22 protein-coding genes and 1 pseudogene are annotated in these 19,574 nt (G+C 71.4%); 12 read left to right on the top strand and 11 right to left on the bottom strand.

Annotation, left to right across the window (positions count from 1 at the left end):
* Window positions 1–166: 166 nt before the first annotated feature.
* The 4 genes from OHS81_RS25410 to OHS81_RS25395 form a co-directional block, all read right to left on the bottom strand.
* Window positions 167–1,492, bottom strand: a complete 1,326-nt coding sequence (locus OHS81_RS25410; RefSeq protein WP_328386966.1) for a deoxyguanosinetriphosphate triphosphohydrolase — start codon at window positions 1,490–1,492, stop codon at window positions 167–169.
* A complete protein-coding gene (locus tag OHS81_RS25405) occupies window positions 1,489–2,424 on the bottom strand; it encodes a sirohydrochlorin chelatase (RefSeq protein WP_328386965.1) in 936 nt (311 codons plus the stop codon). Before OHS81_RS25405 ends, OHS81_RS25410 begins: the two co-directional genes overlap by 4 nt.
* Window positions 2,425–2,563: 139 nt before the next feature.
* Window positions 2,564–3,589: an adenosine deaminase gene (locus tag OHS81_RS25400; RefSeq protein WP_328386964.1), complete on the bottom strand. Its 1,026-nt coding sequence runs from the start codon at window positions 3,587–3,589 to the stop codon at window positions 2,564–2,566.
* Window positions 3,590–3,780: 191 nt separating this feature from the next.
* Complete coding sequence (locus OHS81_RS25395) at window positions 3,781–4,221, bottom strand: gamma-glutamylcyclotransferase family protein (RefSeq protein ID WP_328386963.1); 441 nt, start codon at window positions 4,219–4,221, stop codon at window positions 3,781–3,783.
* Window positions 4,222–4,363: 142 nt separating this feature from the next.
* Between OHS81_RS25395 and OHS81_RS25390 the strand changes: the two genes are divergently transcribed.
* Window positions 4,364–5,113, top strand: a complete 750-nt coding sequence (locus OHS81_RS25390) for a SanA/YdcF family protein (protein ID WP_443058762.1) — start codon at window positions 4,364–4,366, stop codon at window positions 5,111–5,113.
* Window positions 5,114–5,120: 7 nt separating this feature from the next.
* Here OHS81_RS25390 and OHS81_RS25385 read toward each other — a convergent pair whose 3' ends face one another.
* Both OHS81_RS25385 and cutA read right to left on the bottom strand, forming a co-directional pair.
* The gene (locus OHS81_RS25385; RefSeq protein WP_328386961.1) at window positions 5,121–6,155 is read right to left on the bottom strand and encodes a trypsin-like serine peptidase; all 1,035 of its coding nucleotides are present in this window, start codon (window positions 6,153–6,155) and stop codon (window positions 5,121–5,123) included.
* A 1-nt stretch (window position 6,156) separates the two neighbouring features.
* Window positions 6,157–6,525: a divalent-cation tolerance protein CutA gene (cutA, locus tag OHS81_RS25380; RefSeq protein WP_443058761.1), complete on the bottom strand. Its 369-nt coding sequence runs from the start codon at window positions 6,523–6,525 to the stop codon at window positions 6,157–6,159.
* A gap of 311 nt (window positions 6,526–6,836) precedes the next feature.
* On the opposite strand from cutA, the gene OHS81_RS25375 reads away from it, so the two are divergent.
* Both OHS81_RS25375 and OHS81_RS25370 read left to right on the top strand, forming a co-directional pair.
* Window positions 6,837–7,202 carry a cupin gene (locus tag OHS81_RS25375; RefSeq protein WP_328386960.1) on the top strand — a complete coding sequence of 122 codons (366 nt, stop codon included), beginning with the start codon at window positions 6,837–6,839 and terminating at the stop codon, window positions 7,200–7,202.
* A 204-nt stretch (window positions 7,203–7,406) separates the two neighbouring features.
* Window positions 7,407–7,913, top strand: a pseudogene (locus tag OHS81_RS25370) (class I SAM-dependent methyltransferase); the annotation flags it as partial.
* 85 nt (window positions 7,914–7,998) lie between these two features.
* On the opposite strand, the gene OHS81_RS25365 reads toward OHS81_RS25370, so the two are convergent.
* On the bottom strand, window positions 7,999–8,787 hold the full coding sequence (locus OHS81_RS25365) for a sulfite exporter TauE/SafE family protein (RefSeq protein ID WP_328386959.1): 789 nt from the start codon (window positions 8,785–8,787) through the stop codon (window positions 7,999–8,001).
* 43 nt (window positions 8,788–8,830) lie between these two features.
* On the opposite strand from OHS81_RS25365, the gene OHS81_RS25360 reads away from it, so the two are divergent.
* Window positions 8,831–9,718, top strand: coding sequence for an aldo/keto reductase (locus OHS81_RS25360; RefSeq protein ID WP_328386958.1), 888 nt, complete (start codon window positions 8,831–8,833; stop codon window positions 9,716–9,718).
* 65 nt (window positions 9,719–9,783) lie between these two features.
* On the opposite strand, the gene OHS81_RS25355 is transcribed toward OHS81_RS25360, so the two are convergent.
* On the bottom strand, window positions 9,784–10,110 hold the full coding sequence (locus OHS81_RS25355; protein ID WP_328386957.1) for a hypothetical protein: 327 nt from the start codon (window positions 10,108–10,110) through the stop codon (window positions 9,784–9,786).
* 188 nt (window positions 10,111–10,298) lie between these two features.
* Between OHS81_RS25355 and OHS81_RS25350 the strand changes: the two genes are divergently transcribed.
* The 5 genes from OHS81_RS25350 to OHS81_RS25330 all read left to right on the top strand — a co-directional run bounded on the left by OHS81_RS25350 (window position 10,299) and on the right by OHS81_RS25330 (window position 13,310).
* The gene (locus OHS81_RS25350; protein ID WP_328386956.1) at window positions 10,299–11,129 is read left to right on the top strand and encodes a helix-turn-helix domain-containing protein; all 831 of its coding nucleotides are present in this window, start codon (window positions 10,299–10,301) and stop codon (window positions 11,127–11,129) included.
* Window positions 11,126–11,413: a DUF397 domain-containing protein gene (locus OHS81_RS25345; protein WP_328386955.1), complete on the top strand. Its 288-nt coding sequence runs from the start codon at window positions 11,126–11,128 to the stop codon at window positions 11,411–11,413. Before OHS81_RS25350 ends, OHS81_RS25345 begins: the two co-directional genes overlap by 4 nt.
* A gap of 347 nt (window positions 11,414–11,760) precedes the next feature.
* On the top strand, window positions 11,761–12,591 hold the full coding sequence (locus tag OHS81_RS25340) for a hypothetical protein (protein ID WP_328386954.1): 831 nt from the start codon (window positions 11,761–11,763) through the stop codon (window positions 12,589–12,591).
* Between the two features lie 233 nt (window positions 12,592–12,824).
* Window positions 12,825–12,986, top strand: coding sequence for a DUF7196 family protein (locus OHS81_RS25335; protein WP_328386953.1), 162 nt, complete (start codon window positions 12,825–12,827; stop codon window positions 12,984–12,986).
* A gap of 36 nt (window positions 12,987–13,022) precedes the next feature.
* Window positions 13,023–13,310, top strand: a complete 288-nt coding sequence (locus tag OHS81_RS25330) for a hypothetical protein (RefSeq protein WP_328386952.1) — start codon at window positions 13,023–13,025, stop codon at window positions 13,308–13,310.
* Between the two features lie 45 nt (window positions 13,311–13,355).
* On the opposite strand, the gene OHS81_RS25325 is transcribed toward OHS81_RS25330, so the two are convergent.
* A complete protein-coding gene (locus OHS81_RS25325; protein WP_328386951.1) occupies window positions 13,356–14,426 on the bottom strand; it encodes a zinc-binding dehydrogenase in 1,071 nt (356 codons plus the stop codon).
* A gap of 142 nt (window positions 14,427–14,568) precedes the next feature.
* Window positions 14,569–15,390 carry an ArsR/SmtB family transcription factor gene (locus OHS81_RS25320; RefSeq protein ID WP_328386950.1) on the bottom strand — a complete coding sequence of 274 codons (822 nt, stop codon included), beginning with the start codon at window positions 15,388–15,390 and terminating at the stop codon, window positions 14,569–14,571.
* 286 nt (window positions 15,391–15,676) lie between these two features.
* Here OHS81_RS25320 and OHS81_RS25315 point away from each other — a divergent pair, with 286 nt between their 5' ends.
* A complete protein-coding gene (locus tag OHS81_RS25315) occupies window positions 15,677–15,964 on the top strand; it encodes a hypothetical protein (RefSeq protein ID WP_328386949.1) in 288 nt (95 codons plus the stop codon).
* Window positions 15,965–16,072: 108 nt separating this feature from the next.
* Here OHS81_RS25315 and OHS81_RS25310 read toward each other — a convergent pair whose 3' ends face one another.
* Window positions 16,073–16,498: a hypothetical protein gene (locus tag OHS81_RS25310; protein ID WP_328386948.1), complete on the bottom strand. Its 426-nt coding sequence runs from the start codon at window positions 16,496–16,498 to the stop codon at window positions 16,073–16,075.
* Window positions 16,499–17,163: 665 nt separating this feature from the next.
* On the opposite strand from OHS81_RS25310, the gene OHS81_RS25305 reads away from it, so the two are divergent.
* Together OHS81_RS25305 and OHS81_RS25300 are read left to right on the top strand one after the other, a co-directional pair.
* Window positions 17,164–17,424 carry a hypothetical protein gene (locus OHS81_RS25305; protein WP_328386947.1) on the top strand — a complete coding sequence of 87 codons (261 nt, stop codon included), beginning with the start codon at window positions 17,164–17,166 and terminating at the stop codon, window positions 17,422–17,424.
* A gap of 90 nt (window positions 17,425–17,514) precedes the next feature.
* Window positions 17,515–19,542, top strand: a complete 2,028-nt coding sequence (locus OHS81_RS25300) for a glycoside hydrolase (protein ID WP_328386946.1) — start codon at window positions 17,515–17,517, stop codon at window positions 19,540–19,542.
* Window positions 19,543–19,574 lie beyond the last annotated feature (32 nt).

Raw genomic sequence — 19,574 nt, 5'->3', positions numbered from 1 at the left:
ACCGAGGTGTCCCGTGCGCTGTGGCCGGGGCTCTCGGTCCGCCGTGGTCAGGGTTCTCTGTTCACTGTTGTCAGGGTGCTCCGTTCGAAAGCGGTCGGGTTCGAGCGTCCCGCACGGAGCGTGAGGGGGGAAGAGCATGCGGGGGATGAGGGGCTTCCCCCAAGGGTCACCCTCGGTGGCCCGGCGCGTGACCAGGGTGGCGGGTGAGGCGGGCGTGCAGGGAGCGGGCCGAGGTGTCGGTCAGGGCCGCGATCTGGTCGATGACGGCGCGCATCCGCGCGGTGTCGTCGGGGGCCGCGTCGAACAGTGAACGGAACTGCGGATCAAGGCCGTCGGGGGCGCGGGCGAGCAGCGTCTCGGCGAGTTCGGCGATGACGATGCGCTGCTCGGCACGGAGCGCTTCCTGGTCGGGGCGCTGCATGACGTACCGGTCGGCGACGGCTTTCAAAACGGCGCATTCCCACCGCGTTTCGGCCGGAACCACCAGTTCGGCTCCGTAGCGGGTGAGCCGCCCGGTCCCCCACCTGGCCCGGGTCGCGGCCTCGGCCGCGAGACAGAAGCGGCCGATCAGCTGGCTGGTGGCGTCCTTCAGGCGGGCCTGGGCCAGCGCGGAGCCGTCGTAGCCGTGCGGCCACCACTCCTGCTCCAGCAGGCGGTCCAGCGCCGCGGCCAGTTCCCCGGGGCCGGCGCCGGGCGCATAGCGCTCACCGGCGACCGCGAAGATCTCGGCGCGTTCGGCGTCGGCGAGCAGGAGGTTGGGGTCGAGGTGTCCGGCGTGCAGCCCGTCCTCGACGTCGTGCACCGAGTAGGCCACATCGTCGGACCAGTCCATGACCTGTGCCTCGAAGCTCTGCGCACCGGCGGGCGTGTCCCTCCGGAACCACTCGAAGACCGGCAGGTCGTCCTCGTAGACCCCGAATTTCGGGGAGGCGGGGTCGGTGGGGTGTGCGCCGCGCGGCCAGGGGTACTTGGTGGCCGCGTCGAGGGCGGCACGGCTGAGGTTCAGCCCGACGCTGACCGACGGGCCGTCCCCGGCGGGCACGAACCGCTTGGGCTCCAGCCGGGCCAGCAGCCGCAGCGACTGGGCGTTGCCCTCGAAACCGCCGCAGGGCGCGGCGACTTCGTTGAGGGTCTGCTCGCCGTTGTGGCCGAAGGGCGGGTGGCCGAGATCGTGCGCCAGGCAGGCGGTCTCGACCAGGTCCGGGTCGCAGCCGAGGGCGGCGCCGAGCTCCCGGCCGACCTGGGCGCACTCCAGGGAGTGGGTCAGCCGGGTGCGCGGGCTGGCGTCCCAGGCGGGGGTGTGGGCGCCGGGGGTGACGACCTGGGTCTTGCCGGCCAGCCGGCGCAGCGCGGCGGAGTGCAGCACCCGGGCGCGGTCGCGCTGGAAGGCGGTGCGTCCCGGCCGCTTGTCGGGCTCGGAAACCCAGCGCTCGGTATCGGCCGCGGTGTAGCCGGGGATGGTCGGTGAGGTGCCCGTCGAGGTGCCGGTCATACAGCGACGGTAGCCGCCTTGGTGCGCTCGGGGCCGGATCCGGTACGCGCGAGGAGCGCCTGGTCGTAGCGGTGCAGGACGAGCCGGGCCAGTGCGGGGTGGTCGCCCAGGGGTGCGGAGGCGGTCCCGGGGGCGGCGGCCGCGCACTGGGTGGCGAAGCGTCCGGGGGCGGTGAAGCAGGAGGCGACGGCGATCCGGTCGTGGCCGCGGGCGGTCAGCTCGCGGACCGCGTCGGGGACGGTCGGGGCGATCGGAGAGGGGCGACGCGAAGCGTCTCGGGCCGGGGTGGCGGCGGGCGACGGGAGGGCAGAGGCGTAGGCGGGCAGTACGGGGGTGCCGCCGAGGCGGGCCGAGAGCAGTTGTGCGGTGCGCTCGGTGTCCTGGGCGGACCGCGGGGCGCGGGAACCGGCGGCGGCCAGGACCACGGCGCTGCGCGGGCCGCGGCCGTCGGGGAATCCGGCCTCCAGCAGGCGGCCGTGCAGCGCCTCGGCGAGGAGGGTGTGCGGCCCCAGGGGCTCGGCGACCCCGCCGGTCAGGTGGGGCGCGCCGGTCAGCGCGGCGGGCAGGTCGTGGGTGACGTGGTGGCCCCGGCCGAAGAGCAGCGGGACGAGGACGGCCGCACCGTCCAGCTCGGCGAGGGTGTCGGCGAGCAGGGGACGGTTCAGCTCGATGTGCCCGAGCCGTACGGGCAGCCCGGGGCGCAGCGCACGGACCCGGTCGAGCAGCGCCCGGACGGTGGGCAGGGCGCGGGGGTCGCGGCTGCCGTGCGCCACGGCGACGAGGGTGGGGGGCGGCGGTGCCGGGCGCCGGAAACCGTGCAGCCGGACCCGGCCGAGCCGGGTGCCGAGCTGTGCACTGATCTCGGCGGCGAGGTCTCCCGCGCCGAGGGGGCCGGGGAACGCGGAGGGCGGGTGCGGTATCGGCGCCGTCATGCGGTGAGCGTGGCAGGCGCGCATTGCGGTGCCGTTTCCCCGCGGCGAACTCCGTGTTCCCTCCGGCTGCCGGCGGCCCTCACCCCGGCGCAAGGACGGGCGGCAGGCCCCTCTCGGGTCCCCGCCGCCCGGCTGCCTGCTACGCCCCGTGCGCGTCGACCTCCCGCAGATACGCCGCGCGGGCCGCCTCGTCGAGGAAGGAGGCGCGGAAGGAGTTGCGGGCGAGGGTGCGCAGCGTCTCGGCGTCGAGGCCGAGGGCGTCGCGTACGGCGGTGAAGTTGTCGCCCGCGTAGCCGCCGAAGTAGGCGGGGTCGTCGGAGTTGACGGTCACCAGCAGTCCGGCGTCCAGCATCGCGGGCAGCGGGTGGTCGGCGAGGTCGTCGATGACCCGCAGCCGGACGTTGGACAGCGGGCAGACGGTGAGCGGCACCTGCTCGGCCGCCAGGCGGGCCACCAGCCGCTCGTCCTCCAGGGAGCGCACCCCGTGGTCGATCCGGTCCACACCGAGGACGTCCAGGGCCTCCCACACATAGGCCGGGGGCCCCTCCTCCCCCGCGTGCGCGACGCACTTGAGTCCGGCCTCCCGGGCCAGCGCGAAGACCTCCTTGAACTTCGACGGCGGGTGCCCCACCTCGGCGGAGTCCAGGCCGACGGCGGTGATCTTGTCGAGGAAGGGGCGGGCCGCCTCGAACGTCGCCAGGGCGGAATCGGCGCTCTCGTCGCGCAGGAAGCACATGATCAGGCGGGTGCTGATGCCGTAGGTCTCCTGGGCGCTGTCGAGCGCGCGGGCCAGGCCGTTGATGACCGTCGCGATCGGGACGCCGCGCGCGGTGTGCGCCTGCGGGTCGAAGAAGATCTCGGCGTGCCGTACGCCCTGTTCCCGGGCGCGGGCGAGATAGGCGTGGGCGAGGTCGGCGAAGTCGTCCTCGGTGCGCAGCACGGCCATCAGCGCGTAGTAGAGGTTCAGGAACGACTGCAGATCGTCGAAGGAGTAGGCGCGGCGCAGCTCGCCCTCGGTGGCGTACGGCAGGGCGACGCCGTTGCGCTCGGCGAGCGCGAAGGCCAGCTCGGGCTCCAGGGTGCCCTCGATGTGCAGATGCAGCTCCGCCTTGGGCAGCGGCGCGGGGGCGGTTGCGGCGGAGGGGGAGGACGGGGAGGAAGCCACGCGGGTCACACCTGTTCTGCGGTTCGGGAAGCGGTCGGCGATGCGGGTAGCGGTTACGGGAAGATCCTCGTCCGGCGAGGAGTCGTCCAGGCTATCCGGGCCGGTGACCGGTGCCGCGGCGGCGTCCTGGCCGCCCGCGCGCCGGTTGCGTCGTGGCGGCGGAGGCCCGTTGCGTCGTGGCGGCCGAGCCGTCAGCCGGCCGCCGCTCTCGCCGCCGGCCAGTCGCCGCCCTCGATGGGGGTGCCGGTGGCGCGCAGCCGGGCGGCGAGGCGGTCGGCGGCCAGGTAGACCCAGGCCCGTACGGTCCTGCCGTCCGCGCACACGGCGTCGGTAGGCACCCGCTCGTACAGGTTCTCCGGGTCGCCGGGGGCGTAGTCCTCCAGCCGGTCCAGGGTGGCGCAGACCTCGTCGTAGTCGGTGTCGCGGGGCAGGACGAGGTCTCCGTGGACCACCGCGCCGGCGGGTCCGGCTGTCGCATACGGGTATCCGGGGCCGTCGTAGAGCAGCGCGCCACCGATGTGGGCCGGTTCCTCGGCCACGGTGCGGCCGCGCAGGGCCCAGGCGTGGTTGGCCTCGCCGGGGCGCAGCGTTCCGTAGACGAAGAACGGCAGCCGCGCGGGCTCGGTGGTCATGGCGGTGCTTCCTCTCCGGAGCGCAGCCAAGGGGTGCTCCCTCTGCCACGATGCCAGGCCGCCTGCGCAACCGACACGGCGCGGTGGGCGTCGCAGCCTGCGAGATCGATCACGACGGGCGTGGTCGGAAACGGGGGCACGGATGCGAGGGCAGGGACCGGGGCCGGTGCGGCGCGCAGGGCGGCGCGTACGGCAGCGCGCAGAGAGCGGAACACGCCGGATACGGCTGCCGCGGACCCGGCGTGACCGGCGGCGCGCCTATCAGGCCGTCGTCGCCCTGACGGTGCTGGCGCTGGCGCCCGCGACCTGGATGAACGCATCGGCGGGCCCCCGGGTGCGCAGTGTCGCGGACGCGCCCGCCGCACCCGTCGCCCTCGTCTTCGGCGCGGGGCTGTGGAACGGCGCGCCGTCGCCGTACCTCGCCCACCGGCTGGACGCGGCCGCCGCGCTGTACGACCGGGGCACGGTCCGCGCGGTCCTGGTCACCGGCGACAACAGCCGGGACGACTACGACGAGCCGGATGCGATGCGCGCCTATCTGCTGCGGCACGGCGTCCCGGCCCGCAAGATCGTCAGCGACTACGCGGGCTTCGACACCTGGGATTCCTGCAGCCGTGCGCACCGGGTCTTCGGGGTGGACCGGGCGGTGCTGGTCAGCCAGGGCTTCCACATCCGGCGCGCGCTGGCGCTGTGTACGGCGGCCGGGGTCGACGCGTACGGCGTCGGGGTGGCCGCGAAGCACGATGTGACCTGGGCGTACGGCGGTGTCCGGGAGATCTTCGCGGCCGGGAAGGCGGCGGCGGACGCGCTGCTGCGGCCCGATCCGCACTTCCTCGGACCGCACGAGAAGGGGGTGGCGGAGGCGCTGCGTCAGCGCCCCCGCCACCCCTAAAGCACGATCACGCCTGGGACGCCCGGGCGTAGAGGCTGAGGACCTTCTCGCCGAAGTACGGGCTGTAGGAGATGCGGTCGCTGTCCGGGCCCGTGGGGCCGCCGCCGTTGAGGCCGCCGATCAGGCCGATGACCCGGCCGGTCCCGCTCTCCTCGTCGAAGTCGGCCAGCCAGGGGCTGCCGGAGGTACCCCCGTAGAACCCGCCGCAGTCCATGCGCAGTTCATGGGTACCGGACAGCCGGCTGGTGCGGGCGGCGCAGCGTACGGCCTTGTCCTGGGGGTCGTTGCGGACGTTCGGGTAGCCGACGACGGTGACGTCATTGGCGTAACCGGGCGTCGGGGAGAGGGTGTTGCCGCCGGTGGCCTCCTCGACGGGCCGGCCGTCCTCGCCGGGGGCGACGGTGGCGAAGGCGAAGTCGAGGTCCGCCCCGGCGCCCGTGGTGCCACGGCCGGGGTAGGCGAAGGTGTCCTCGATCGCCCACACCCCGTACGGCTGCTTGTCCTCGCCGGAACGATACTGCGGGACAAAAGCCGCCCGGGTACCCGGATTGCAGTGCCCGGCGGTGAGGATCAGATTGCGGTGCGGACTGTGCACCACGCTGGCGGTGCAGTGGTGCGCGCGGGCGTCCCCGTCCACGGAGAACAGCACGCCGACGGACGGCACGCCGTCGAAGTGCCGCGCGGTGGCGGCCGACTTGGCGGCGGGGGCGGCCTTGGTGGCGGGCGCGGACCGGGCGTGGGCGGCCCGGTCCGCGGTGCCGCGCCCGGGGTCGGCCGGTGCGGCGGCCGCCATCCGGTCCCGCGTCCAGTAGGCGGCGGCGTCCCGGCTGGTCCAGGTGGCAGCGGGGCGGGGGGTGGGGCTCGGACCGTCGCCGTGCGCCGCCGCGTGCGGGGCGTCCTGGGCGGCATGGCCCACGGAGGCGAGGGTCAGGCACGCCGCCACACCGGCCACCGCGGTCCCGGCCGCGATCCAGCGCCGCCGGACCGGCCGCTTCTGCGCGTGCCGCGTCGTCGCACCGCGCCCAGTGGTGTTGCGTTCCACGTCAGCTCGTCTCCTTCGCGACCCAGGACAGATAGCCGGCGCCACCGTGGGTGACCGGCGTGGCGATGATCTCGGGGGTGTCGTAGTCGTGCGCCTGCAGGAGGTAGGTCTCCAGGGCCGCGTAGCGCGCCTGGGCCGTCTTGAACAGCACCTGCCATTCCTGTCCGGTCTCGATCGCGTCGTCCCAGCGGTACACCGAGGTCACCGGCGCACTGATCTGCGCGCAGGCGGCGAGTCGCTGCTCGATCGCGCCGCGGGCCAGGTGCGCGGCCTTGGCCTCGCTGTCGACGGTCGTCATGACGGTCAGGAATCGGGCGTCCGGGTGCCCGGCGGAGCCGGGTGGTCGGGTCGGGTCGGTGGGGTCGGCCACAGGTGCATCCTTCGCGGTGGGGTCGGGAGGGATCGGGACAGACGGGACAGCGGGCCCGCGCCGCCGCCGAGCAGGCTTGCCCGAGGCCGCGGAACCGCTCCGCATCGTACGGACCGAGATGATCATCCCGGAAGGGACCGGCCCGCCCGGCAGCGGTATGCACCCGGACGCCGTCCCCTCCGCGAGCGGGCTCCCCCGACGGTTTCCGGGCGGCTCCCGGCCCGTGGGCGCGCTCCCCGGTTGCGTCCCGGGGCGCACCGGCAACGATGGAAAGGAAGCTCCGCCGCGTCCGCACGCGAAAGGCCGGCCTCATGGACGATCTCGATGCACTCGCCCGCCACCTGCTCGATGAAGCCAGGACCTCCGCCCACGGACGCAGCGCCCACCTCTTCCTGCACGACGGCCCGCTGCGGCAGGCCGTGATCGCCCTGACCGCGGGCACCGAGCTGGACGAGCACAACACTCCCCCGGCAGCGAGCCTGCACGTCCTGTACGGCCGGGTCCGGCTGACCGGGCCGGGCGGCGGTCCGGAGCTGAAGGCCGGTCAGGTCGCCATGCTCCCGCGCGAACGGCACGGGCTGCTGGCCCTGGAGAACGCGGCGGTGGTGCTGACGGCCGTCACGGGAGTGCCGCTGAGCGAGCGCCGTACGGCGGCCGCGGCGACGGCCCCGGGGTAGGGGCCCGGGGTAGGGGCCCGGCGGCGGCCTCGGGGTAGGGGCCCGGCGGCGGCCTCGGGGTAGGGGCCCGGCGGCGGCCCGGACAGGGGCGCGGCGGCCACCCGGGGAGGTCGCAGCCGGAGTTCTGAGTCTTCACGTTTTTCTGAATGTTCTGTATCGTCAAGGGTATGACCAGTCCGAGCGCCACCCCGCCCCGCCCCCGGCCCCGGGGTGCGGTGGTTCGACATCGACTACCCCGAGGTCATCGCGCTGCGCCGGGAGCTCTGCCCGGAGCGCGCGGGGTACACCACCGTCCCGTCGTCCGTGACCGACCCGGCGTGGACCGCACAGCTCCCCTCGGACCGGCCGACGATGATCGTGGCCGAGGGGCTGCTGATGTATCTGACCGAGGAGGACGGTACGGCCCTGCTCCGGCGGCTGATCTCGCACGTACCGAGCGGCGGGCTGGCCTTCGACGCCTTCAGCAGGTTCGCGATCCGCGCCCAGCGGCTCAACCGGGTCGTCGTGAAGGCCGGCGCCCGGCTGCACTGGGGCACGGACGCCGCGGGCATCGCCCGGCTGAGCCCGAAGCTGGAGATCGTCGAGAACATCAGCGCCCTGGAGATCCCGGGGATCGAGAACATGCCGGCGGCCTACCGGCCGGCGGCCCGGGTGTCGGCGAAGGTGCCCGCGGTGCGGGACATGGCGCGGATGTACCACTGCCGGTTCTGAGCGCGCCGGGCGGGCGGGGCCGGCCGGTGACGGGCAGCGGCGGGGCCGGCCGGCGGCGGGGCCGCGCCCGCACCCGGTGCCGCGGTCAGGCCGCCAGCCACTGGTCGTAGGCCAGCTTGCACAGCAGGGCGACGACGACCACCACCAGGACGCCCCGCACGAAGCCGGCGCCGCGCTTGAGGGCCATCCGGGCGCCCACCATGCCGCCGACGAGGTTGAACAGCGCCAGCAGGGCGCCGAGTTGCCACAGCACGGTGCCCTGGATCGCGAACATCGCCAGCGCGCCGACATTGGTGCAGACATTGACGACCTTGGCGGTGGCCGACGAGCCGACCAGGTCCATGTGCAGGATCGCGGTGAGCGCGACGACGAGGAAGGCGCCGGTCCCGGGCCCGATCAGGCCGTCGTAGAAGCCGATGCCCAGGCCCGCGACGAGGACGGCCGCCACGACGCGCCGGCGCGAGACCGGGCCCGAGGGCGCCGGCGCGGTCCCGAAAGCCGGGCGGAAGAGGACGAAGGCGAGCACCCCCAGCAGGACGGCCATGATCAGCGGGCGCAGCACCTCGCTGTTGATACCCGCCGCGAAGAACGCCCCGGCCAGCGAACCGGCCATCGCGGCGAGGCCGATACGCAGCGCGCTCCGGACGTCGATCGGGGCCTTGCGGACGTAGGTGACCGCGGCCGCGGTGGTGCCCACCACGGCGGTGGACTTGTTGGTCCCGAGGACGTACGCGGTGGGTGTGTGCGGCAGGCCTACCAGCAGGGCGGGGAGCAGCAGCAGTCCGCCGCCGCCCACCACGGCGTCGATCCAGCCCGCCGCGAGGGCGGCGAGAGCGAGCAGGGTCACGGTGAACAGCGATATGTCAGGAGGCACCGGTTGATCTTATGGACCGGGTCCCGCTCTACGCTCGGCATTCATGGAGGCCGCAACCGAGGGGGCGAAGGCCGTGGGAACCGTCATTCCGATCGGTGGAGAACCGGCCGCAGGACGGCTGGGGTTCGGGACCGGCGGGCTCGTCGGGCCCGGCTACTGGGGGCCGCGGCACGACGATCCGCAGCGCCCCGTCGCGCTGCTGCGCCGGGCCGTCGAGCACGGGGTCACCCTGATCGACACCGCCGACAACTACGGCCCGGACGTGGCCGAGGAGCTGGTGGCGCGTGCCCTGCATCCGTATCCGGAAGGGCTGGTGATCGCGACGAAGGGCGGGGTGGTCCGCACCGGCCCGGACCGGTGGCACATCGCCGGACGGCCGGAGGATCTGCGCGCCATGTGCGAGGCGAGCCTGCGGCGGCTGCGCACCGACACCCTCGACCTCTACCAGCTGCACCGGCTCGACCCGCAGGTGCCGATGGCCGACCAGTTGGGCACGCTGACCGAGCTCCACCAGGCGGGAAAGATCCGGCACATCGGCCTGGACTCCGTCAGCGCGGCCGAACTGGCACGGGCTCAGCAGCTCGCCCCCATCGCCTCGGTGCAGAACCGCTACCACCTGCTGGACCGCGCCGCGGAGGACGTCCTGGAGCTGTGCGAGGAGCGGGGCACGGCCTTTCTGTCGTGGTTCCCGCTGGGCAACGGCACGCTGGCCGGGGGCGCTGGCCCGACGCTCGCCACGGTCGCCGCCCGGCACGGCGCGACCCCCGGCCAGATCGCGCTGGCCTGGCTGCTGCACCGCTCCCCCGTCCTGCTGCCGACCCCCGGTACGGGCTCGCCCGCCCACCTCGACGAGAACCTGGCAGCGGCGGACATCGCCCTCACGGAGGGGGACTTGGCGCTGCTGGGGGCACTCGCGGCCGCGCTGCCGTAGCCTTCCTCGGCCTTGCCCTTGACCTGGCCCTTGGTCTTCATTGCGCAGGCGGGCTGACGCTCACTTCACCTGCCCCCGTCGTCTTCCGCAGCGGTCACCTCGGGGTCGCCGGCGGACGCGAGGAGACGTCCGCCCCGGCTCTCCGCGACGCGGCGCACCTCGACGAGGGATTCGACCAACTCGACGGTCAGCAGGTGCAGTTCGCCGGAAGTCCAGGTCCGTCCCGCGAGGACGCGCCGCGCCTCCGCGAGGAGTTCGGCGGCCAGCGCCATCTGCGCCGCCTCCATGGCGTCGGCGACACGGGACACATACCCGGTCCCGTCACTGACGAGAAAGCACGGCTTTCCCTCCGGGCCGGTCCACGGCAGGAGCCGCGCGATGGCGTCGGTCATGTTGTCCACTCCGTAACTACGGGCTTGTGCGTGGCGGTGGCTCGACTCTCCGGCGGATACCGGGTGTAGCCAAATGGTCACCGGGACAACGCAACAGGCAATAGAGTGGGGGCGCTTGAACCGGCCTCGCTCAAGTCTGCGACCTGCCGCGATGCCGGTATGCGCGCACAGGACGAGAGGTCACCGCGTTGGACGAGACGACGCCGCCCGAGCACTTGAATCCGCTGGAGCGTTTCGGCCGTGACATCAGACAGGTCCGGCTGGCCCGCAAGCTCACGCAGAAGCATCTGGGCAAGGCCACCGGCTACTCCGAGGGGTACGTCAGCAAGGTCGAGTCCGGCACACTGCTCCCCAGACCCAGCCAGAAGTTCGCCAAGGGCTGCGATCTGACTTTCGGGACGGGCGACTTGTTCTCGGGGATGTTGGAGCGGATCGACGAAGGGGAGCACCCGAGTTGGTTCGTGCCGTATCTCAATCTGGAGCGGAAGGCTTCGCGGATTCTGACCTACGAGACGAACCTCGTGGCAGGCGTGGTCCAGACAGAGGGCTATGCACGGTCCGTCTTCCGCGTATCCAACCCTCATGCGAGTGCGGAGGCGATCGAGGACAAGGTTGCCGCGCGGCTACGACGGCGTGAGGTGTTCGAGCGGGACGCTCCGCCGCACCTATGGGTAATCCTTCATGAGGCCTGCCTGCGAACCACGGTCGGTGGCACCGAGGTCATGACCGGACAGCTCGACTACCTGCTGACGGTGGGCACATCACCACGCGTCGAGCTCCAGGTCATGCCCTTCTCCGCGGGTATCCCGGCCACGTCCTCGATGCCCTTCATCGTGTTGCGCTTTCCAAGTTCCCGCACGGTGTTGTACACGGAGACCCGGGTAGGAGCCCGGATGCACGACTCCGAACAAGCAGTCGATGCGGCCCTGGACGACTATGATCTGCTCAGGGCGAATGCGTTGTCCCCGGATGAATCATTACCCCTGATCAAGTCTCTGCTGAAGGAGTACCGAGCATGATCCCCGACTTGGATCTCGCCGTCGCCACGTGGGTCAAGTCGTCCTACAGCGAGGGCAACGGCGGAGACTGCATCGAGTTTTCACGCGACTTCGCCTGGACCAAGTCGTCCTACAGCGAAGGCAACGGCGGGGCGTGCATCGAATTCTCCCGCGCCCTCACCGAGACCCACGGCCTCGTCCCCGTCCGCGACTCCAAGAACCCCGGGGGTCCGGCGCTCGTCTTCCCCGCGGGCGGCTGGTCGTCGTTCATCACCGCGGTCAAGGGCGGGGAGTTCGCCGGCTGAGTCCCGGCAGCACCTCCGCATGATCGGCCCCCGTCGCCCGACGGGGGCCGTCGTCATGTCGGCTCACGGCCGAGAGGTCGGTACCACGCGCCGATGTGCGCTGCGCCAATCGGGCTAAGCCGATCGCTGACTGTGGTGTGGCATCGGGCCGGTCGCTTCAATCGGTGCTACCGACGATGGGGTGCCCATCCCCTGTCGGGGGACCGTGGACGGCTGCCGGCGTGATGCGGCTTCGTCGTGTTCTTCAGGGCACCCCCGACAGGTGAGCGCGCTCGGACGGTCCTTGCCCTCCGGCGTGCAGCAGCTCCCCACCTCCTTCGCGGAGCCTTCGAAAGGGGCTGTCCTACATGGCACTCGCTCTCGCTCTCACTCCGTCCTCGGTAACGGTGGGCCAGACTTTCCAAGCCGCTGTCACCGGTGCCGCGCCGGGGGAAGTGATCACCTTCACCTACGACGCGGTTGCCCCGCAGTCGGTAACCGCTGACGGCCTCGGCAATGCGAGCGTCACCTTCACAGCGACCACGTCGGGCACGGTAGTTGCCGCCGGTGCCACCAGTGGAGCCGCGACCGCAACCGTGACCGTCGGAGCCGCGCAGGGCTGCGCCGTCTCGGTGACGTCCAGCCCGGCCAGGCCGGCCGCCGGCCAGCCGGTGACCGTCACCGCCACCGTCACCTGCGGCGGCTCCCCGGTCCCGGGCGCGACCGTGCTGTTCAGCACCACCAGCGGCCCGCTCGGCGTCGGCCTGACCAACGCCTCCGGCCAGGCCGGCGTCACCACCAGCACGCTGCCCGCCGGCAGCACCACCGTCACCGCCACCGTGCTCACCGCCACCGGCAGCACCTGCAACTGCGCCGGGTCCTCCGGGACCGGAACCGTGACCGTGGGCGGGGCGACGGGGCTCACCGCACACCCTGCCTGCTACACGCTCAACGTCCCCCCGCTGCCCTGGGCCTTCGCCACTGCCACGTTCACCGCGAGTGGCGCGACTCCGGGCGCGACGGTCACCTTCCACCTGGACGGCCCCGCCGGCCCCGTGGTGTGCACCGCCGTGGCCAACGCGAGCGGCAACGCCAGCTGCACGGCCACCCTCAACGTCGGGCAGGTGCTGTTCTCCGGTTACACCGCGACCAGCGGCGGCGCCTCCTCGTCCAGCACCCTGTCGGTCTGCCTCACCTGAAACCCGGCCCCGGCTCGCGTACCGCGGCCGGAAACGCCGTACCGCAGCTCACCTGAACCGGTCTGACCGGCAAGGGAGTTGATGATCGACCCGGCAAAGCGGCCGTCCCCCGTAGTGCAAGTACGGGGGGCGGCCGCTGGACCCCAAGGATAGGCCCCAGGGGCACGGCGGTACGCCTGCCGGCCGACGGGGCCGTCGACCCGCATGGCAAGACGTCTCAGAAGGAGCGGAACATGGGCTGCAATTGCGGCGGCGGTGCCCGCCCGACCGTCATCATCTACCAGCTGAACCTGCCCGACGGCACCGTGCGCCAGTACTACACCTGGCAGGAGGCCGACGCGGCCAACCAGCGCGCGGGCGGCATCGGCACCATCCTCGTCCTCAATCAGCAGTGACCGGCTGGGTGCCTTCACGGTGACGGGGTGGATCTCATGAGCCTTGTGGTGTTTCTCCTTTCCCTCGGCGCGACGTGCCGCATCACCAGATTCCTGACGAAGGACACGCTCGCGGCGGGATTCCGCTCCTGGGTGGCCGGCCGTTTCGGCGACGACTCCAAACCCGCCTATCTGGTCAGCTGCAGCTGGTGTGCCGGCATCTGGGTGGCTTCCGCCATGGCCCCGCTCGCCCACTGGGCCGGAGGAACCACCGGATTCCAGATCACCGCGACGGCACTGTCCCTCTCCTATCTCGCCGGGCTGGCTTCCCGGTGGCTCGATTGAGCCGGGAAGGGAGAGGGCGGGAGATCTCGTTCCGGCAGTACCCGCCTACGCCCCACCCGCATCGAAGTGAATCAGCGGCTTGATGATTCCGTCCTCTTTCGAGGCCATCATGGCAAAGGCGCGCTCGATCTCGTCGAATCCGAATGCGTGTGTGGTCATCGGCGTGGGGTCGATCTTCCCGTTTTCCAGCAACCGGAAGATTCGCCGGAGCCACCCCCGGCCACCGCGGTTGAACCCGGCATAGACCTGCTTGTCGGACATGCCGTAGCCGAACGGCTCCAGGGGGATCTGCAGCGGCTCGTGCACCTCGCCGTGGTACCCGACGTTGGAGATGCGGCCTCCCGGCTTCGTGACCCGGAAGGCCGCCTCCCAGGTCTGCGGGGTGCCCAGCGCCTCGATGGCGGCGTCGACCCCCTGGCCGTCCGTCAGCTCCATGATCCGCGCGACCGGATCGCCCTGTGTGTGGTCGACGATCAGATCGGCGCCGAAGCGGCGGGCGAGTTCCTGGCGGGCGGGAACCGACTCGACGGCGATGATCAGGCCCGCGCCGAGCAGTCCGCAGCCGATCGTCGCCGACAGCCCCACCGCGCCCTGGGCGAAGACCGCGACGGTCTCGCCCAGGGCGAGTTCCGCGTGTTCGGCGGCGACGAAGCCGGTGGAGAGCATGTCGGTGGCGTACAGGGCCTGGTGGTCGGAGAGCGAGGCGGGAATCGGGGCGAGGTTGGCCTCGGCGTTGTTGACGAGGAAGTACTCGGCGAGGTTCCCGTCCCGCCGGGTGGTGAAGCGGGCGCCGCCGAGCATCCGCCCCTGGCACTGCGAGGAGAACCCGCGCTGGCAGGAATCGCACGGGAAGCAGGGCGTGATCCCGGCCACCGCGACGCGTTGGCCTTCGGCCAGTCCCTCGACGGCCGAGCCGAGCGCGTGGACGACACCGACCGCCTCATGTCCCAGCGTCACATCCGGCGCGACCGGCATCGCGCCCCTCATGGTGTGCACATCGGTGGTGCACACCATGGCCGCGGTGGTGCGCACGACGACATCGGTCGGGCCGGGTTCGGGGACCGGCTTCTCGATGACGGCGACCTCCCCGACCCTCCGGAGAACGAAAGCCCTCATGCCCTCGCTCTTCCCGCAGGGGAGGGCCGGCGGTGGTCGGGCCGTCATCTTCCGCCCGTTCGGCCGGCCGTCCGTTTGACCTCCCCCGCCCCTGCCCCGCCGTTCACCGCTCACCGCTCGCCGCTCACCGCTCGCTCGGCGGTCACATGGCCTGCGCGAGCAGCCGGTCCGCCTCGCCGGTGCGCTGGTAGCGGACACTGCTGCCGTCCCGCAGCCGGGTGAGCAGGCCCGCCCGGTACAGGCGGGTGAGGTGGTACGAGACCGTGGACGGGCTGAGGTGGTGCACCGCGGCGAGGCGGGTGGTGGTGGTCGGCCGGTCCAGGCTGGACAGCAGCATCAGCCGCGTATGGCCGAGAACTTCACTGAGTACCTCGCCCGCTCGCTGCGGCGTCCGCGGCCGGCCGCCGCCCCTCCCGGCCGGCCGCAGGGCCGGATAGACGAGGCAGAGGCGGTAGCCCGCACGGTGGTCCAGCGCCAGGAAGCACCGGGTGGCCAGAGTGGACGGGACGAGGGCGATCTCCCGGTCGTAGGCGGAGTTCAGCTCGGTGTCGTTGGCGACGCACAGGGTGCCGTCGCGATAGGAGACCGAGGGGTGGAGCGAGGCAAGGCAATGGGCCAGCCCCCGCTTGGCGATGACGCCTGTGCGACAGAGGATGTCCTCCTCCGCCTGTTCCTCGATCACCGGCCAGTGGGGCTCCAGGCAGAGCCGGAAGAACCGCTCGGTCGCTTCCACGAACCGCTGGGTGATTCTGTCGTCCCCACGCACCGCTGCCTCTTGGAGGGCCACCAGCGCCCGGGCGCGGGGCCGGGACGACGTGGTGGACGACGACAGGGAGAGGGCCAGGCGCCAGGCCTTCGCCTCGTCCAGCCGCTTCCACAGCCGCGGGTCACGGGCCGTCCGGGCCCATGGCGGCTCTCCCGGCATGGTGTGCGGCGCGAACCATCTGTGCTGAATCGCCGTCACGGTCTCCATCATGGGCGATACCGCAAAGCGGATCGATTCCAGAGTCCGTGCACTCAACTTCATCCGGATCACCGGCAACTCCCCCGTAAACCCATGCGATGCGCCACGTCACACGTCATACGTCACACGTCGTACGTCGCATGTCACAGTTCACACGTCACACACACGCCACATGTCACGCCCATTCAGAACTCGCCGAATGGTCCTCCACGCATTCATGGCTTTCTCTCGAATCGAGCCTATAGCGGGGAATGGCCCCGCACTCACGAGTACAACAATGCGGATGATGCGCAAGGCGATTCTGAGCACCGATGCGATGTCACTGAGTGTCATGGCTCTGATCGACTTCGGTCCGGTCGCTCACGCCGATAGCGGCGGGTGCCCGAAGAACGGTTTCTTCCTGTTCGAGCACGACAACTACCCGGGCGGGCGAGCCGTGTTCCACAAGACCACCAGGCGTCTGGCAGGCGTCTGGCAGGCGTCTGGCAGGCGTCTGGGATATCACGAGTTCAACAATGGCGTCACGGTGGGCGACAACGCCAGCTCAGGCAACGACTTCCGACTGGAGCAATAGAGCGCGTATCGAAAGTGGATCTCGGCCGTGGCCCCGATGCGGAGGCAGCAAAACGCCCCGGCCCCAGCCGTCGTCGGACAGCCGCAGGACCGGGGCGTCAGCAATTCCCTACGGAACCTTTACCTTGACGACAGGCGTCGTGGCATCGCCGATTTCGATGCGGCTGTCCGGACTGGTGCAGTGCGTCGAGCCCTGGAAGCTGCCCGACCAGTCCACCTTCTTGCCACCCACCTCAGGCGTATAGAAGGTCGACTTCGTGCCGTCCGTCTTGACCGACTGCGTCTCACTCGACGTCGCGGCCGTCGAAGGAGCCCCGCCGGTGGAATACATCAACTGGCCCTTGCAATGGACCTCGATGGCCGGCATGCTGCCGGCGCACTCGACGCGGGTCTTGTAGATGACACTCTTGGCACCCTTGGAGTAGTGCGGCCTGTCAGCCGACGCCTTGCAGGCGTACGGGGGTCCGTCAGCCCCATGGTGGCTGTCGGCTATCGCGGGACCGGTGGTCAGGCCGCCGGCCATGATGAGACTCATGGCTGAAATGGCAAGCGTCCTACGCGGGTTACGCACACTTCCCCCTGTTTTGCATAACGGTGGGCCAGGTCACGGCCCTGCATGAATGTTCGAAACGGAGATTATCCAGGGGGTGGCAAGCGATCAAGAGTCGTCCCGTTCCAGGCAAATTTCGAACGGCACCTGCCACCACTGTGGGTAGCGGGGGTATGGGCCGTCGCGTCTCAGTTCGCCCGAGCGGTGCCCGACATCGGGCGATTCCGGGGTGCGATTCTGTCGCATCGAGTCAACCCATGAGATGCGAAAGGGCCTATTTTGCCCAGCAGCCGATATTCCGGAATGACCCGACACGAAGGTCACGGAAAGTAAGAACAGGCGTGTCCAGTATGTGACATGGCGCATCGGCGCACAGGGCGTCGCACTGATTACAGCGCCATGGAGGTTCAAAACGTCACTGGGCCGCGATCGACCGGGGCGCCGCATCAAGGAACGATCGCGCCCCCCTTTCGCAGCGACGCCAACCAATTGGTGTGCCTGTCCGTGGTGTTGGGCAGCGCGGGGCCGCTTGCGGGGAGTTCGGGGTAGAGCTCGTCCATGCGGCCTTCGGGGAGGTACCGGCGGGGCGCTCCCAGGCCGCCGGCCTCACGTCGGGGAGAGCCCGCGGGCCGGGCCACTACGGTTACCCCATGCACGTACGAGGAGTGGATCCGCAAGACGTCACCTGGGAGCAGGACGGCGCCACCTACCGGGCGTACTTCTGGGACAGGTCGGCAAGGGCCTCGGACGAGTACGAGGTGACCGGCGCCGACGTCGAGGACGTCCTGGCCTGGGCCCGCGCCAAGGCGGAGGAGACGGGCTCGGCCTACACGCTGTACGTGCGCGTCACCGACGAGGGCAGGCCCGGCCTGGTCCGCCTCAGCGGGGTGGCGGGCGACCCGTTCGCCTGAAATCCTCGCCCACCTGGCACTCCCATCGGCCTGAGCGGCGGGCGTCACGCTCTTAGAACTCTCTTAATCCCGCTGACTATTCACTCAGGTATGAAACCCCACCTCCCCACGGCCACGGGACGACGCCCCCGTACCACCCGTGTCCTCGCCGCCTCTCTCGCGCTCACCGCGACCGCCCTCACAGTCGCCGGATGTGACAGCGCGGCCGCCGGCACCCTGGAGGGCAGCCGCCTCTCGCTCCCCGTCTCCGGCGGCACGGCCGTCGTCGACACCGCCTCGCTGGCCGTGAACGCACACACCGAGGACGGGCGGCAGCTGGTGCTGTCGGCTCCGGCCGGCGGCGGACTCGGGAAGCCGGGGCCGGTGACCCGTACGGCCGACGGGGCGCGCTGGAGCTACCCCGGCAAGGGGCTGAAGGTGACGGCGAGTTCGGAGCGCGGACGGCTGCGGATCAGGCTGCGGGGGGAGCGCGACGGATCGGTCAACTGGCCGGTGACCGGCACCGACCGGTCCGCCTCCGCCCTGCAGGTCCCGCGCGGCGAGGGGCTGGACATCCCGGTGAAGGACGCCTTCTGGAACGCCGGCCCCGAAAAGGGCGGGCTGGCCGGCAGCACCGTCGACATGGGCGAGGCCCTGTCCCTGCCCCTGTGGGGCTACTCCATGGGCGGGACGGGCCGTAAGGGCGGGGCGGGCGGCAAGGGCGGGAGCGGCGTCAGCTACCTCACCCCCACCGACCTCGGCACCTCGCTGCAGTTCGCCTCCACCGGCGGGCGGCTGCGCACCACGGCCCGGCACTCCTTCGACGCCGGTGCGGGCACCCGCGACTACGAGGTCTCCTTCGCCCTCACCGACGGCAACCCGGTAGCCTCCGCCGCCGACTACCGCTCCTACCTCTCGCAGCACGGCCAACTCGGCAGCCTGCGCAAGAAGATCGAGCAGAACCCGGCCAACGGCAAGCTGCTGGGCGCGTTCCACGCCTACGTGTGGGGCGATGCGCGCACCGCCGCCGGGGTGGACAAGCTGAAGAAGCTGGGCGTGGACCGGATGTGGCTCGGTTACGACGCCGGACCCGACCCGATGAACGCGCAGGCGGTGCGGGCCGCCGAGAAGGCGGGCTACCTCGTCGGCCCGTACGACACCTTCGCCAACGGCCAGGACCCGAAGACCGCCGACAGCCCCACCTCCGCCTGGCCGGGCCGGGTCTATCCCGACTTCTGCGTCCGCAAGGCCGACGGCACGCCGGAGACGGGCTTCGGCAACCGCGGCTGCTACCTCAGCTCGCGCGCCTTCGAGAAGGCCGAGCCGGCCAAGCACTACCTGGCCGACCGCACCCGCACGATGGTCGCCAACGGCGCGGACAGCTACTTCCTCGATGTGGACGCGACGGGAGAGCTGTTCCGCGACCACGGCAAGGGCCATGAGATGACCAAGGCCGAGGACCGCACGAACCGACTGGCCCGGATGCAGCGCCTGTCGAAGAACCTCGTCCTCGGCTCGGAGAGCGCTCAGGCGTGGGCCAACAAGGTGCTGGCCTACAACCACGGCTCGGGCACCCCGGTCGACGACGGCCTGTGGAAGCTGGAGAAAGACCGGAAGGCGTGGGGCGGCTACTACCCTGAGAAGGCCCCCACCATCTTCTTCAAGCCGGTGCAGCTGCCCGGTCGGATGGCCACCGCCATGTACGACCCGAAGTACCGCGCGCCGCTCTACGAGACCGCGCTGCACGGTTCCCTGGTCAACGCCGAGCGCTGGGAGCTGTCGTACGAGAAGCTGCCGGCCCGGAAGACCACCAGGGCGCTGCTGGCGATGCTCTACAACACCCCGCTCAACTATGTCCTCGACGGCCCGACGATCGACAGGCACGGGCCCGAGCTGGCCGCGCTGCAGAAGTACTTCTCGCCGCTGCACCGCGCGGCGGGTACCGAGCAGATGACCTCGTTCCGGTGGCTGACCGGCGACCGTACGGTCCAGCGCACGGTCTTCGGCAACGGCAAGCTGACCGTGACCGCCAACTTCGGCAGCAAGGCCGTGGACGGGCTGCCGGGCGGCTGTGTGGATGCCGAGCTGTCGGGCGACAAGCAGCCGCGGCGGCTGTGCCCGGCGCAGCTGAACGGCTGAAGGGTCGAAAGGTCGAAAGGTCGAAGGGTTGA

Origin of the sequence: Streptomyces sp. NBC_00400 (genome assembly GCF_036048035.1) — a bacterium.
Classification (GTDB): Bacteria; Actinomycetota; Actinomycetes; order Streptomycetales; family Streptomycetaceae; genus Streptomyces.
This window is presented reverse-complemented; position numbering and strand designations above follow the sequence as displayed.

What these genes read in the sequence shown, in the direction of transcription:
- OHS81_RS25410 (WP_328386966.1), bottom strand. Translation starts at nt 1,492, where the DNA reads ATGACCGGCACCTCGACGGGCACCTCACCGACCATCCCCGGCTACACC.
- OHS81_RS25405 (WP_328386965.1), bottom strand. Translation starts at nt 2,424, where the DNA reads ATGACGGCGCCGATACCGCACCCGCCCTCCGCGTTCCCCGGCCCCCTC.
- OHS81_RS25395 (WP_328386963.1), bottom strand. Translation starts at nt 4,221, where the DNA reads ATGACCACCGAGCCCGCGCGGCTGCCGTTCTTCGTCTACGGAACGCTG.
- OHS81_RS25390 (WP_443058762.1), top strand. Translation starts at nt 4,364, where the DNA reads ATGCGAGGGCAGGGACCGGGGCCGGTGCGGCGCGCAGGGCGGCGCGTA.
- OHS81_RS25375 (WP_328386960.1), top strand. Translation starts at nt 6,837, where the DNA reads ATGGACGATCTCGATGCACTCGCCCGCCACCTGCTCGATGAAGCCAGG.
- OHS81_RS25360 (WP_328386958.1), top strand. Translation starts at nt 8,831, where the DNA reads ATGGAGGCCGCAACCGAGGGGGCGAAGGCCGTGGGAACCGTCATTCCG.
- OHS81_RS25355 (WP_328386957.1), bottom strand. Translation starts at nt 10,110, where the DNA reads ATGACCGACGCCATCGCGCGGCTCCTGCCGTGGACCGGCCCGGAGGGA.
- OHS81_RS25345 (WP_328386955.1), top strand. Translation starts at nt 11,126, where the DNA reads ATGATCCCCGACTTGGATCTCGCCGTCGCCACGTGGGTCAAGTCGTCC.
- OHS81_RS25340 (WP_328386954.1), top strand. Translation starts at nt 11,761, where the DNA reads ATGGCACTCGCTCTCGCTCTCACTCCGTCCTCGGTAACGGTGGGCCAG.
- OHS81_RS25335 (WP_328386953.1), top strand. Translation starts at nt 12,825, where the DNA reads ATGGGCTGCAATTGCGGCGGCGGTGCCCGCCCGACCGTCATCATCTAC.
- OHS81_RS25330 (WP_328386952.1), top strand. Translation starts at nt 13,023, where the DNA reads ATGAGCCTTGTGGTGTTTCTCCTTTCCCTCGGCGCGACGTGCCGCATC.
- OHS81_RS25325 (WP_328386951.1), bottom strand. Translation starts at nt 14,426, where the DNA reads ATGAGGGCTTTCGTTCTCCGGAGGGTCGGGGAGGTCGCCGTCATCGAG.
- OHS81_RS25315 (WP_328386949.1), top strand. Translation starts at nt 15,677, where the DNA reads ATGCGCAAGGCGATTCTGAGCACCGATGCGATGTCACTGAGTGTCATG.
- OHS81_RS25310 (WP_328386948.1), bottom strand. Translation starts at nt 16,498, where the DNA reads ATGAGTCTCATCATGGCCGGCGGCCTGACCACCGGTCCCGCGATAGCC.
- OHS81_RS25305 (WP_328386947.1), top strand. Translation starts at nt 17,164, where the DNA reads ATGCACGTACGAGGAGTGGATCCGCAAGACGTCACCTGGGAGCAGGAC.
- OHS81_RS25300 (WP_328386946.1), top strand. Translation starts at nt 17,515, where the DNA reads ATGAAACCCCACCTCCCCACGGCCACGGGACGACGCCCCCGTACCACC.